We start from the raw sequence: 12,786 nt of genomic DNA on the forward strand, positions 1-12,786 counted from the left end.
CGGTCCGGTGGGCTGGCCTTGCGCGAGAGGTGCCGTTCCTTGACACCGGACTCTGCGGGCGGACACCCCCCGACCCGGCCCCTTGCCGCCGTACGCGGCCGCCGGGCCCGTGGGTGGCATGCGCCATCCCCCGACGCTGCCCCTCGCCGCCGTGGGCGACTGCGGGGCCGTGGGGGTACGCGCCATCCCCGACGCTGCCCCTCGCCGCCGTGGGCGACTGCGGTCGGGTTTCAGTGGGCTGTGATGTCCTCCCAGGGGAAGTTCCTGAGCGTCGACAGGTTGTGCAGGGCCAGGGCTGCCGGGCCCTCTGGGCCCTGGGCGGGGGCGTCGCCCGCTGCCCAGGTCTCCACGGCCACGCGTACGGAGGCGGCTGCTACGGCGGCTGCGAAGCGGAGGGGTACGGCGGGTTCGGCAACGTTGTCGTGGGCCCTCGCCGCCAGTGCTTGCGCCAGGCTTGTTTCCGCGCCGTGGCAGACCTCGGCCCAGACCTTGCGCAGGGCTGGGCTGGAGTCGGCCAGGCGGACCAGCGTACGGACCCACTCCCAGGAGGCTGCCGAGATGGCGGCGGCGGGGGTGAGGGTCTGGCGGGCCGCGTGTTCCAGGGCCTGGGGGACGGGGAGGTCGGGCGGGGCCGTGCGGACCGCCTCGGACCAGCGGTCGGCACCGGCCGCGTAAAGGGGGGCCACCGCCTCTTCCTTGGTGGCGAAGTAGCGGTAGAAGGTGCGCGGTGCGATGCCGGCGGCCTGGGCGATGTCCTCGGCTCGGGTGGCCCTCAGGCCCTGCTTCATGAAGAGGCCGGCCGCGGCCCGGGCGATCTCCATGCGGGTCGCCGCCTTGCGTCGCTCCGTGAGGGACGGGGAAGTGGGGCTGCTCACCCTCGGCAGGCTATGCCCATGTGGCACAATCTGCCATTCGGGTGGGCCACCCCGTGGTTCAGGTACGGGGTGGCCCGCCCTTCCAGGTCCGGGAAGGGTTCTGCTCCAGGAAGAGAGCCGGGCCCCGGCACCCAGGGGGGATAGGCACCGAGGCCCGGCTCGGGGAAAGTCCCGGCGCCGGGGGGAGTGCGTCGGGACTTGGTCTGGTGGGAACGTCGGTCGTCCGGGGCCCCGGGCCGGGGCCTCTGGGGCCCGAACTCCCTTGCTCTAAGGGCTTGTTCCCGGGGTCCTGTCGGTTGAAGCGGCGTTACATCGCCATGTTTGCGCGGTCTTTCGCCACCCGGCGTACGCGAGCGCCGCTGGTCGCACGCCCCCGGGCCGCTACGCCGCCGCGTCGAAACCGGTGCTGCGGGCCAGCTTCTTCAGCTCCAGCAGGGCGTGCTTCTCGATCTGGCGGATACGCTCGCGCGTCAGGCCGTGCTCCTTGCCGACCTCGGTCAGCGTGCGCTCGCGGCCGTCGTCGATGCCGTAACGCATCTTGATGATGGACGCCGTGCGCTGGTCGAGACGGCCGATCAGGTCGTCCAGTTCCTCGCTGCGGAGCAGGGTCAGGACGGACTGCTCGGGGGAGACCGCGGAGGTGTCCTCCAGGAGGTCGCCGAACTGGGTCTCGCCCTCGTCGTCGACCGACATGTTGAGGGAGACCGGGTCACGGGCCCAGTCGAGGACGTCCGTCACGCGGTCCGCGTTCGAGCCGAGTTCGGCGGCGATCTCGGCGGGCTCGGGGTCGCGGCCGTGTTCCCGGTTGAACTCGCGCTGGACGCGGCGGATGCGGCCCAGCTCCTCCACCAGGTGGACGGGGAGGCGGATCGTGCGGGACTGGTCGGCTATCGAGCGCGTGATGGCCTGACGGATCCACCAGGTGGCATAGGTGGAGAACTTGAAGCCCTTGCGGTAGTCGAACTTCTCCACCGCGCGCACCAGACCGGCGTTGCCCTCCTGGATCAGGTCGAGGAGCGGCAGGCCGCTGCGCGGGTAGCGGCGGGCCACCGCGACGACCAGGCGGAGGTTGGAGCGGATGAAGATGTCCTTGGCCCGCTCTCCGTCGGCGACCAGGGCTTCCAGTTCTTCGCGGGTGGCGTCCGCCTTGGCCGCCTCGTATCCGTCGAGGACCTGCCTTGCGAACACACCCGCCTCGATGATCTGCGACAGCTCGACCTCTTTGGCCGCGTCGAGTAGCGGCGTGCGCGCGATCTCGTCGAGGTACATGCCGACCAGGTCGCGGTCCGCGATCTCGCCGCCATGGGCGCGAACACTGCTTGCCGCATCGACGGACGCGCCGGTGGCGGACTGACGACGGGCGACGGCACGGGTTGCCATGCGTGCTCCCTTGCGATGTGGGCGGGCGGGTGGTTCTTGAACGCTTGGGACTCTTGTCGAGTGCCCTGCATCCGATGGAAACAACGACTGGAATCAGGACAGAATTCCCAACCCGCCCCCATATTTTTCTGATCTTGCAGTACCCTGTCCGGCCACATGAGGAGGACCGATGCCGCCGGAACGTACAGAGGTGCAGGTCAGACCGGGAGTCGAGGGTGACCTCGAAGCCCTCACCGACATCTACAACCACTATGTACGTGAGACGCCCATCACGTTCGATACAGCTGTGTTCACGCCGGAAGAGCGCCGCCCTTGGCTGCTCTCCCACCCTGAAGACGGCCCGCATCGGTTGATGGTTGCCGCGCAGGCCGGTCCCGGGGGCAACTCACAGCGGATTCTCGGCTACGCCACATCCAGCGCCTTCAGGCCGAAACCCGCGTACGTCACCTCCGTGGAGGTGACCGTCTACCTCGCGCCGGACGCCGGCCGCCGGGGCGTCGGCACCCTCCTCTACAAGGCCCTGTTCGAGGCCCTGGCGGAGGAGGACGTGCATCGCGCCTACGCGGGGATCGTCCCGCCGAACGAGGCGTCCACGCGCCTGCACGAGGGCTTCGGCTTCCGCCACGTCGGCACCTACCGCGAGGTGGGTCGCAAGTTCGGCCGGTACTGGGACGTGGCCTGGTACGAGAAGGAGCTCTGAAGCGCGGCAGCCCCTGACACCGGCCGGCTCAGCCGAACTGCACCGAGCGCTTCGCCAGGCCCATCCAGAAGCCGTCGATCACCGACTTCTGCGCGGCCTCCAGCTCGCCCGCCGCGTCCGCCGCGCCCAGCGTCACGAACAGCGGGGCGAAGTGCTCGGTGCGCGGGTGGGCGTAGCGGCCGGCCGGGGCCTTGTGGAGGAAGTCCAGGAGCGAGTCCCAGTCACGGTTCTCCAGCGCCCGGCGCCCCCAGTCGTCGAACTCCACGGACCAGGAGGGAATGCCGCCCTGGCGGAGTGCGGCCAGGTTGTGGGTGAAGAAGCCGGAGCCGACGATCAGCACGCCCTCGTCCCGCAGCGGCGCCAGCTTGCGGCCGATCTCCATGAGCTTCACCGGGTCGAGGGTCGGCATGGAGATCTGCAGGACAGGGATGTCGGCCGCGGGGTACATCTCGACGAGCGGGACGTAGGCACCGTGGTCGAGGCCGCGGTCCGGGATGTCCTGCACGGGGGTACCGGGGGCGCGCAGCAGCTTCCGTACGGACTCGGCGAGTTCGGGAGCGCCGGGAGCCGTATACGTCACCTGGTAGTAGTGCTCGGGGAATCCCCAGAAGTCGTAGACGAGAGGAAGGGTCTCGGTGGCACCGATGGCGAGCGGAGCCTCCTCCCAGTGGGCGGAGACCATGAGGATCGCCTTGGGGCGGGGCAGGCCGGCTGACCAGGCGGCGAGTTCACCGGGCCAGATCGGGTCGTCCGCGAGCGGCGGTGCGCCGTGGCTCAGATAGAGGGCGGGCATGCGCTCCTGCGTGGCGGCGGACATGGCGGCGACTCCCTCCGGGGGCTTGAAGCACTATTTGCTTCAAATCTAAAGCTTCCCTCACCGAAGACCGTACGCCCAGGTAGTTAAAAATTCAAGGAGAGCTCTCGTACAGTGGAGTACATGAATACGGCATCGACCTCGGAACCGCGCTGGCTCACCGACGAGCAGCAGCGCGTATGGCGCTCCTACATCGACGCGACCACCCTCCTCGAGGACCACCTGGACCGCCAGCTCCAGCGGGACGCGGGCATGCCGCACGTCTACTACGGCCTTCTGGTCAAGCTCGCCGAGTCCCCGCGCCGCCGGCTGCGGATGACCGAGCTCGCGATGTACGCCAAGATCACCCGCTCCCGCCTCTCGCACGCCGTCGCCCGGCTGGAGAAGAACGGCTGGGTCCGGCGCGAGGACTGCCCCGACGACAAGCGGGGCCAGTTCGCGGTCCTGACCGACGCGGGCCTGGATGTGCTGCGGCAGACCGCGCCGGGCCATGTGGAGGCCGTACGCCAGGCGGTGTTCGACCGGCTCACCACCGAACAGCAGAAGGCCCTCGGCGAGATCATGCGGATCGTCGCCGAGGGCCTGCAGCCGAGCGAGGCGGGTGCGGACCTGCCCTGGCTCCGCTGAACCGCTCATTCAGGGAGCCGGGGCAGGTCCTGGGGTTCGTACGTACGGAGCGTCCCCATCCCCGTACGTACGTCTGGCCCGAAGAGGTACGGCCGGACGGTCGTCGTCGGCCTCAGTGCGCGACGACCGGCACCGGCAGCTCGTCCTGGGCGCCCTCCTCGGAGGACGCCACCGTCGTACCGTCCGGGCGGCCGGCGTTGACGAAGGTCACGACGATGACCGCGGCGAGCACCAGCATGCCGACAGCGAACCAGATCGCGTTGGTGTAGCCGTGCACCATGCCCTCCAGCTGGACCAGCTGCGCCTGCGACCTGGAGGTCGCGGAGCCGATGTGGTCGGCGACGTAGGAGGTCGTGGCCGAGGCGGCGATCGTGTTCAGCAGGGCCGTGCCGATCGCGCCGCCCACCTGCTGCGAGGTGTTGACCATCGCGGAGGCGACACCGGAGTCCCGGGGCTCGACGCCCAGGGTGGCCAGGGACATGGCGGGCATGAACGCCGTACCCATGCCGAGGCCGAGCAGCAGCATCGCCGGCAGGATGGTCGAGGTGTACGACGAGCCGATCTCCAGCTGGGTCATCAGGAGCATGCCCAGTGCGGCGACCAGGAAGCCGGGGCCCATCAGCAGCCGCGCCGGGACGCGGGTCATCAGGCGGGTGCCGATCTGGGTCGAGCCGACCATCATGCCGACGATCATCGGCATGAAGGCGAAGCCGGTCTTGATCGGCGAGTAGCCCTTCACGATCTGCAGGTAGTAGGTCAGGAAGAGGAACGTGCCGAACATCGCGATGATGGCGATGCCGAGCGAGAGGTAGATGCCGCCGCGGTTGCGGTCGGTGACCACGCGCAGGGGCAGCAGCGGGGCCTTGACCTTGGCCTCGGTGACGACGAACGCGAGCAGCAGGACCGCCGAGGCGACGAACATGCCCACGGTCACGGAGTCGCCCCAGCCGTCGGACTCGGCGCGGGTGAAGCCGTAGACCAGCGCGACCAGGCCCAGGGTGGACAGCAGGACGCCCGGGATGTCGAGCGGGTTGCGGTTGCGGCCGCCCTCCGGCTCACGGATGACGAAGTACGCGCCGAGCGCGGCGACGATGGCGAACGGGATGTTGACGAAGAACGTCCAGCGCCAGTCCATGTACTCGGTCAGCACGCCGCCGAGGATGAAGCCGACGGCGCCACCGCCACCGGCGATCGCACCGTAGATGCCGAACGCCTTGGCACGCTCCTTGGCGTCCGTGAACATCACGGCGAGCAGGGAGAGCGCGGCGGGCGCGAGCAGGGCGCCGAAGACACCCTGGAGGGCGCGGGCGCCGAACATCATCGCCTCGTTGGTGGCGGCGCCGCCGAGCGCGGAGGCGCCGGCGAAGCCGACCAGGCCGACGACGAAGGCCCGCTTGCGGCCCCACAGGTCGGCTATCCGGCCACCGAACAGCAGCAGACCGCCGAAGGCGAGGGCGTAGGCCGTGACGACCCACTGCCGGTTGCCGTCGGAGATGCCGAGGTCCACCTGGGCGGACGGCAGGGCGATGTTCACGATGGTCGCGTCGAGGACGACCATCAGCTGGGCGAGCGCGATGAAGACGAGTGCCTTCCATCGGTTGGCGTCACCGGACTTCTCCAGGACGCCTGGAGCCTTTGCGGCTGTTTCAGACATGGGGATACCTACTTCGGGACTTCGTGACGGAAAAAAGCAAACGAAAGGGGACGACGCGTCGTCGGCGACGGCCGGTGAGAGTCGGTGCGGGTCGGTGAAAGTCGGTACTGAGCTGATCGGTACTGAACTAATAGGTCAGGACTGGCGGAGACCCTCCATGGTCACGGCCGTGCCCGGCAGGATGGAGCGGGCCGGTGCCCGCAGTCCGTCCAGGAACAGCTGGAGCGTTCGGTGCACGAAACGGTCGGCGGTGCCGCAGCCCGTGCCGGCCGGGGGCCGGGACAGCTGCGACACGGCGACCATCAGGTCACCGGGGCTCACGTCGGGGCGGAGTTGACCGGCCGCCTTGCCCCGGTCCATGAGCTGCTCGACGAGCTGCTCACACCGTTCGCGGGCGGCTTCCAGGTCGGGGTGGTGCTGGTCGAAGGCGCTCTGGACCATCGGGCACAGCGCGCTGATCCGCTCGTCGGCGGAGGTGTGCACGAAGCGCTCCAGCGCCCCGAAGGCGTCCCCGGTCTCCGCGAGCGCCAGCTCGGCCGCCTCCGACACACGGTCCATGACGGAGCAGACGACCTCGCGGACCAGCGCGTCGCGGTCGGGGAAGTTGCGGTACACCGTGGCGTTGCCGACGCCGGCCCGGCGGGCGATCTCGTCGAGCGGCACGTCCGGGCCGAACTCGACGAACATCTCCCGGGCGGCGGTGACGATCCGCTCCCGGTTGCGCAGGGCGTCGGCGCGCGGCCGGGTCGCCTTGCGCGGTGCGGGCGTTGCGGTCTGCACGGTGTACTCCGGTTTCTCTGGATGGTTCTTGCTACGCGGTTGTGCTGAGTGGTTCTGCTGCGCGGTTCTGCTGCGCGGTTCTGCTGCGTGCTTCTGCTGAGCGTTTCCCGCCGAGCGGCGATCCGGGGAAGCTGTCCCCGTTTCGCTCGGACACATGGCTAAACGGGGAAGTGGTCCCCGGTTATTTCCCGCCCAGGGAGAGATTCCTTGTGACCTGAGTCACATGCCCCGCCCGGAAGAACCCACGTTCGGTCTCCTCCAACGCGCGCCCCCGCACCCCTCGACACAGGGTGATCGAGAGGGTGCAGCACGCAGTCGGCGGGTTGCCATGGACTGAAGGGCCCATGCATGCAGCCGAGCCGTCGGATACGCCCCCGCCGTGTGGCCGCCCTCGCCTCCGTGACCGTCCTGACCCTGGCGGTCAGCACCTCGGCAGGCACCGGACACCTCACGGCGGGTACCTCGACGGCGGCCGGAGCGAGCCCGATGCCTCCGGTCCACTCCTCCGTACTCGGCCCCTGCATGATCAGCGGCCGGCCGACCATCCAGATGTCGGAGGGAGTACCGACAGGGCGCGGCTACGCCCGCTCCACCGGCACGGTCCGCGCCCTCACCCTGATGGTCGACTTCCCCGACGCCCACGGTCCGGGCAAGGCGCTCGACCGTTTCGCGGAGTTCTTCCCGCAGACCCAGAACTGGTTCCGCACCAGCTCCTACGGCCGCCTCGACTACCGCCCCGAGACCCCCCTCCCCCGCTGGCTCCGGATGCCCAAGTCGTTCCGGGCGTACGGCATAGAGCGCGGCGCGCCCTTCGATCCGGGGTACCGCAAGCTGGTCCAGGACCTCGTGGTCGCGGCCGATCCCCAGGTGGACTTCCGCTCGTACGACTTCCTGAACGTGCTGGTGACACCGAACGCCGGCCCGTCGGCCCTGGACACGGTCCTGTCGGTGACCTTCGCGGGCAACGCCGAGGCCCCGGTGGCCGACGGCGTCTCGGTGACCAACGCGTCCTTCGTCTACTCCCGCCAGGACGACGGCTCCGGCACCTACCACCGCACCGGCTACCGGGTCCTCCCCCACGAGAACGGCCACGTCTTCGGCCTGCCCGACCTCTACACCGCCGAGGGCGGCGGCGCGGTCGGCCACTGGGACATCATGAGCGAGGACTGGGGCGCCAACAACGACCTGCTCGGCTGGCACAAGTGGAAGCTGGGCTGGCTGGACGCCGACCAGGTCCGGTGCGCGGCCATCCCCGGCACGGCCGAGTACGCCCTGACGCCGCTGGCCCGCGAGGGCGGCCCGAAGCTGGTGTTCGTGCCGCTGGACGGCCGTACCGGATACGCCGTCGAGCTGCGCACCCGCGAGGGCAACGACGAGGCCGTGTGCCGCCCCGGCGTGCTGATCTACAAGGTCGACGCGGACGTCGACACCGGGATGGGCCCGGTGCAGGTCCTCGACTCCCACGAGGACAGCGGCGGCTGCACCCGCAGCCCTAACGTCCACGCCGAGCTCTCGGACGCCACCTTCGTGCCGGGGGAGGAGTTCCGGGACGAGAAGCGGGGGGTGCGGGTGGAGGTGGTGGGGGCCGATCTGGACGGCGGGTACCGGGTGCGGGTGACGCGCGGGTAGGGGGTCGCGGGCGTGCGGCGTCGCCCGCGCGTGTGCCCTGCCGTGCCGTACGCGCGCGTGGATCGGATTACGGTGTGAGCCTGCCGCGAACGCCGTACCGGAGAGCCGATGCCCGCGAAGACGACCCTGGACGACTGTGCCGTGCCGGCGGAGGCGGTCACGCCGCTGATCCGTGGCGTCGCGGTGTTGCGGCAGCTGACGGAGGCCGGCGGGACGCTGAGCGCGAGCGGCCTGGAGCGGGCCACCGGGCTCGCGCGCTCCACGGTGGACCGGATCGCCTCCACGCTCGCGCGCATGGGGTACGTCCGTCTCGACGGCCGCGACGTGGTGCTGGCGCCGCCCGTCATGGCCCTGGGCAACGCCTATCTGGCCGCCCTCGGTCTGCCCGCCCTGCTCTCGGCCCACGCGGACGCGCTCGCCGACGAGCTGGACGAGTCGGTGTCGCTGGCGGTCGGCGACCGCGACGGCATCCGCTTCATCCACCAGGCGACCCGTCGTCGCGCCATGTCCCTGAGCTTCCGCATCGGCGACCTCCTCCCGGCCGAACGCACCGCGCCGGGACCGCTGTTCGCGACGGAGTGGACGGCCGCGCGGTGGCACGCCTGGCACGAGCGCCGGGCGGCGGACCCGCAGGACCGGGGCTTTCCGGCCGTACCGCCCCGGGAGCACCGGTCCCCCGACGCGGACTTCGAACGCCGGGCGGCGCGGGCACGGGAGGACGGCTGGGCGCTGGACGACCAGCTGATCGAACCGGGGTTGGTCGCGGTGTCCGTACCGGTACGGGATCCGCGCGCGGGTGGCGGCGGCCGGATCGTCTGCGTGGTGAGCGTCGTCAGCCACACGAGCCGGCACAGCGCCGCGGATCTGCGGGACACACTCCTCCCCCGCCTGCGGGCGGCGGTCGCGGAGATGGAGCGCGAGCTGCGCGAGGCGCCGGAGCCGCGCCCCACGGCGGCCCCGGCGGGCCTCGCCGTCTGGACGGGGGCCTCCAAGCAGGAACTCGGCAGGGAGTTCGTCGAGTCACTGGCGCGCGGGCTGACCGTACTGACCGCCTTCGGCGAGGGGCGGGCCGAACTGACGCTCACGGACGTGGCCCGCGCGACCGGGCTGGCCCGGGCCACGGCACGCAGGGCCCTGATCACCTACGAGCATCTGGGCCTGGTACGGCAGTCGGGGAACCGGGGCTTCGCGCTGACCCCGCGCGTGCTGTCCCTCGGCTACCCTCCGCTGTCCCGTACGTCGCTCGCCCAGATCGCGACGCCCCATCTGGCCGAACTCGCCGACCGCGTGCACGAGTCGGCGTCCCTGGCGGTGCTGACGCCGTCGGGCGAGGAGGTCCAGTACACGGCCCGGGCCGCCACCAGCCGGGTGATGAGCGTCAACGTCACGGTCGGCACCCGGCTGCCCGCCTACGCGACGTCACTGGGCCGGGTACTGCTGGCGGATCTTCCGCCCGGGGAGCGGAAGTTGGGGGATCTGGCCCCGCTCACCCGGCGTACGACCACGGATCCCGCGACCCTGCGCGGCGCCCTGGAGGACGTCCGGACGCTGGGCTACGCCCTGGTCGACGAGGAGCTGGAGGCGGGGCTGCGGTCGGTGGCGGTCCCGGTGCGGGACCGTACGGGCCGCGTCGTCGCCGCGGTGAACGTGGCGATGCACGCGGCTCGGCGGTCCGTGGAGGAGTGCGTGCGGGACGTGCTGCCGGAGCTGGTGGAGACGGCCGGTCGGGTGGAGGGGGATCTCCGGGTGGCGGGGCGGTTCGCGCGGGTGACGACGGCCTGAGACCCCGGACGTCAGCCGTCGTACGGCCTCGCGGCGCGGCCCTCGCGCAGGGTCAGGCCCCACCAGGTGAGCTGGTCCAGCAGCACGTCGGCGGCCTTGCTGGTGCCGTCCCGGTCGTGCGGACGGCCCTCGTCGTCGAACTGCTCCCAGGCCATGTGGAAGCTGACGGTGTCGCGCAGGGTGACGGCATGCAGCTCGGCGAAGACCTGCCGCAGCTGCTCCACCGCCCGCTGGCCGCCGGCCATACCGCCGTAGGAGACGAAGCCGACGGGCTTCGCCCGCCACTCCCGGTAGACGTAGTCGATGGCCAGCTTCAGGGCGGCCGGGTAGCCGTGGTTGTACTCGGGCGTGACGACGACGAACCCGTCGAGCCCCCCGATGCGCTGGGCGAGGGTCGGCGCGTCGCCCGGGGCGTCGGACTGCTCCAGGGTGAGCTTGAGCTCGTCGGCGAGGGCGGGTTCGGAGAGGTCGATGACGTGGGTCTCCAGGTCGTCGCGCCGGCCGATCTCCGACACGAACCATGAGGAGACCTTGTCGGCGAAGCGGCCGGGGCGGACGCTTCCGACGAGGACGCCGATCTTGAGCGGGGGCTGGGCCGTCCGGGACATGGGTGTGCCTCGATTCCGGGAGTGGATTCAGCGGAGACCAAGCAACTTAGAAGCTCAAGTTGACTTGAGGTCAAGCCGGTTCGTGGGGCGCGCCGGACGGGGGCGGCGGGGTGATCCGGAATCTGGCCCGGTACTCGCTCGGCGTCGTGGCGAGGCGGCGGCGGAACGCCCGGATGAGGGTGTCGACGGTGCCGAACCCGCAGCCGGAGGCGACGCGTTCCAGCGTGTCGTCCGTGGATTCCAGCAGGTTGGCGGCTCTCTCGACGCGGGCCGACTCGACGTAGGCGTGCGGCGTCGTGCCGAGTTCGGTCTTGAAGATCCGGGTGAGCTGACGGTCACTGACATGCGCGTACGCGGCCAGGTCCGGGACGGTGAGGCGCTGGTCGAGGTGGTTCAGGATGTGATGCCGCAGATCCTCCACGCGCCGCGTCGTGGACACCTGCTCCAACGGCACGCTGAACTGGGACTGCCCGCCGGGTCGCTTCAGATACATCACGAGCCGGCGGGCCACGTTCAGCGCGACGCCCTCGCCGAAGTCCTCCGCGACGAGAGCGAGGGACAGGTCGAGGCAGGCGCTGATGCCCGCGCCGGTCCAGACCTCGCCCTGCTCTCCCTGCTGGCGGATGAAGATCGGATCCGGGTCGACCCGCACCGCAGGATGGTCGGCGGCGAGCCGCTGCGCGGTCGACCAGTGAGTGGTGGCGCGCTTGCCGTCGAGGAGCCCGGCGGCGGCGAGGACATGCGCGCCGACACACACCGAGGCCACCCGGCGGGTGCGGGCGGCCAGCGCCTTCACCCGGGCCACCGTGCCGGGCTCGGCGACGGGGTGGACGCGTTGCTCGCTGTCGACCTCGACGGAGCCGGGGACCAGCAGGGTGTCGATCGCCCGTGCGCCGACCTCGTCGAACGTGGTGTCGGGCAGGATCCGCACCCCGGCCGCCGTGGTCACCGGCTCCAGCGTCTCGGCGGCCAGCACGACCTCGTAGCCGCCCCGCTCGGTGGCTTCACGCGGGACGAGGGAGAACACCTCCGGCGGGCCGGTGACGTCGAGGAGGTCGACGCCTTCGAACAACACGATCACGATCAGCCGGTTCACGGTCCCCACGGTCCCCACCCTGTGCCCCTCCAGACCTTCTCCGTGCCGCCCGTCGTGCTCACGGACACGGAGTCGGTTTCTGCAAGTAGCGCGTCATTGCCGACACGTCGGTTCGGGCCATAGCGTCGCACGGGTGGTCAACGGACTGTTGAACACACGGTCCCCGACCCATCCGCACCCCATCCCACCTGCCCTTTGGAGAAGCCCTGTGGCCAGCAAGACGCTGCGCGAGCTCGCCGGTGCAGACAGCGGCATCGCGACCCTCGCGTCCTCGACGCTCGTCCTGATCGACTACCAGAACACCTACACCCGCGGCGAGATGGAGCTCGACGGCTGGAAGCCCGCCCTCGACGCCGCGTCGGACCTGCTGTCGCGTGCCCGCGCGGCCGGCGCGGGGATCATCCACGTCCAGCACGACGACGGCGAGGGTTCGCTCTACGACATCCGCCAGGACATCGGCGGCATCCACCCCGGCGTTGCCCCGATCGAGGGCGAACCCGTGGTCGTCAAGGGGGCCCCGGACGCCTTCCACGGGACCGACCTCGGCAGGCTCGTCGACGAAGCCGGCAACGACAGCGTGATCATCGCCGGGTTCATGACCCACATGTGCGTCGCCTATACGTCCGCCTCCGCGGCCCTGCGCGGCAACAAGCCCACGGTGCCCGCGGACACCTGCGCCACCAGGTCGATCGTCGACGTCTCCGCCGACGAACTGCACCGCAGCGCGCTGGCGGCCATCGCGGACGCGTACGGGGTGGTCGTCGCCTCGGGGAGGGAGCTGGTCTGAGGTGACGGAGGCGGCGCGGATTCAGGCGGCCGCGCGGTCGAGGACCGGCACTCC

At 70.8% G+C, this 12,786-nt stretch carries 12 protein-coding genes; 5 read left to right on the forward strand and 7 right to left on the reverse strand.

What is annotated here, in order from left to right; genetic code table 11:
- Positions 1-230: 230 nt before the first annotated feature.
- Entirely contained in the window at positions 231-821 is a 591-nt protein-coding gene (locus ACFU95_RS11125; RefSeq protein WP_383825635.1) for a TetR family transcriptional regulator, read from the reverse strand.
- A gap of 435 nt (positions 822-1,256) precedes the next feature.
- The gene (locus ACFU95_RS11130) at positions 1,257-2,255 is read right to left on the reverse strand and encodes an RNA polymerase sigma factor RpoD/SigA (RefSeq protein WP_383825026.1); all 999 of its coding nucleotides are present in this window, start codon (positions 2,253-2,255) and stop codon (positions 1,257-1,259) included.
- 169 nt (positions 2,256-2,424) lie between these two features.
- Between ACFU95_RS11130 and ACFU95_RS11135 the strand changes: the two genes are divergently transcribed.
- A complete protein-coding gene (locus ACFU95_RS11135) occupies positions 2,425-2,955 on the forward strand; it encodes a GNAT family N-acetyltransferase (protein ID WP_383825030.1) in 531 nt (176 codons plus the stop codon).
- 28 nt (positions 2,956-2,983) lie between these two features.
- Here ACFU95_RS11135 and ACFU95_RS11140 read toward each other — a convergent pair whose 3' ends face one another.
- Positions 2,984-3,772 (reverse strand): dioxygenase, encoded by a 789-nt coding sequence (locus ACFU95_RS11140; RefSeq protein WP_383825033.1) that lies wholly within the window; start codon positions 3,770-3,772, stop codon positions 2,984-2,986.
- Positions 3,773-3,892: 120 nt separating this feature from the next.
- Here ACFU95_RS11140 and ACFU95_RS11145 point away from each other — a divergent pair, with 120 nt between their 5' ends.
- The gene (locus ACFU95_RS11145) at positions 3,893-4,396 is read left to right on the forward strand and encodes a MarR family winged helix-turn-helix transcriptional regulator (protein WP_383825036.1); all 504 of its coding nucleotides are present in this window, start codon (positions 3,893-3,895) and stop codon (positions 4,394-4,396) included.
- A gap of 112 nt (positions 4,397-4,508) precedes the next feature.
- Here ACFU95_RS11145 and ACFU95_RS11150 read toward each other — a convergent pair whose 3' ends face one another.
- Positions 4,509-6,050 (reverse strand): MFS transporter, encoded by a 1,542-nt coding sequence (locus ACFU95_RS11150; RefSeq protein WP_383825038.1) that lies wholly within the window; start codon positions 6,048-6,050, stop codon positions 4,509-4,511.
- Between the two features lie 135 nt (positions 6,051-6,185).
- Entirely contained in the window at positions 6,186-6,830 is a 645-nt protein-coding gene (locus ACFU95_RS11155) for a TetR/AcrR family transcriptional regulator (RefSeq protein WP_383825041.1), read from the reverse strand.
- Between the two features lie 348 nt (positions 6,831-7,178).
- Here ACFU95_RS11155 and ACFU95_RS11160 point away from each other — a divergent pair, with 348 nt between their 5' ends.
- A complete protein-coding gene (locus ACFU95_RS11160) occupies positions 7,179-8,459 on the forward strand; it encodes a M6 family metalloprotease domain-containing protein (protein ID WP_383825044.1) in 1,281 nt (426 codons plus the stop codon).
- Between the two features lie 108 nt (positions 8,460-8,567).
- Entirely contained in the window at positions 8,568-10,241 is a 1,674-nt protein-coding gene (locus tag ACFU95_RS11165) for an IclR family transcriptional regulator C-terminal domain-containing protein (protein ID WP_383825047.1), read from the forward strand.
- 11 nt (positions 10,242-10,252) lie between these two features.
- Here the strand turns inward: ACFU95_RS11165 and ACFU95_RS11170 are convergent, their stop codons facing one another.
- Entirely contained in the window at positions 10,253-10,849 is a 597-nt protein-coding gene (locus ACFU95_RS11170) for an NADPH-dependent FMN reductase (protein WP_383825049.1), read from the reverse strand.
- Between the two features lie 70 nt (positions 10,850-10,919).
- Positions 10,920-11,954, reverse strand: coding sequence for a GlxA family transcriptional regulator (locus tag ACFU95_RS11175; protein WP_383825052.1), 1,035 nt, complete (start codon positions 11,952-11,954; stop codon positions 10,920-10,922).
- Positions 11,955-12,153: 199 nt separating this feature from the next.
- On the opposite strand from ACFU95_RS11175, the gene ACFU95_RS11180 reads away from it, so the two are divergent.
- A complete protein-coding gene (locus tag ACFU95_RS11180; protein WP_383825055.1) occupies positions 12,154-12,732 on the forward strand; it encodes a cysteine hydrolase family protein in 579 nt (192 codons plus the stop codon).
- Positions 12,733-12,786 lie beyond the last annotated feature (54 nt).

Origin of the sequence: Streptomyces sp. NPDC057623, from assembly GCF_042800355.1 — a bacterium.
In the GTDB taxonomy this organism is placed as follows: domain Bacteria; phylum Actinomycetota; class Actinomycetes; order Streptomycetales; family Streptomycetaceae; genus Streptomyces.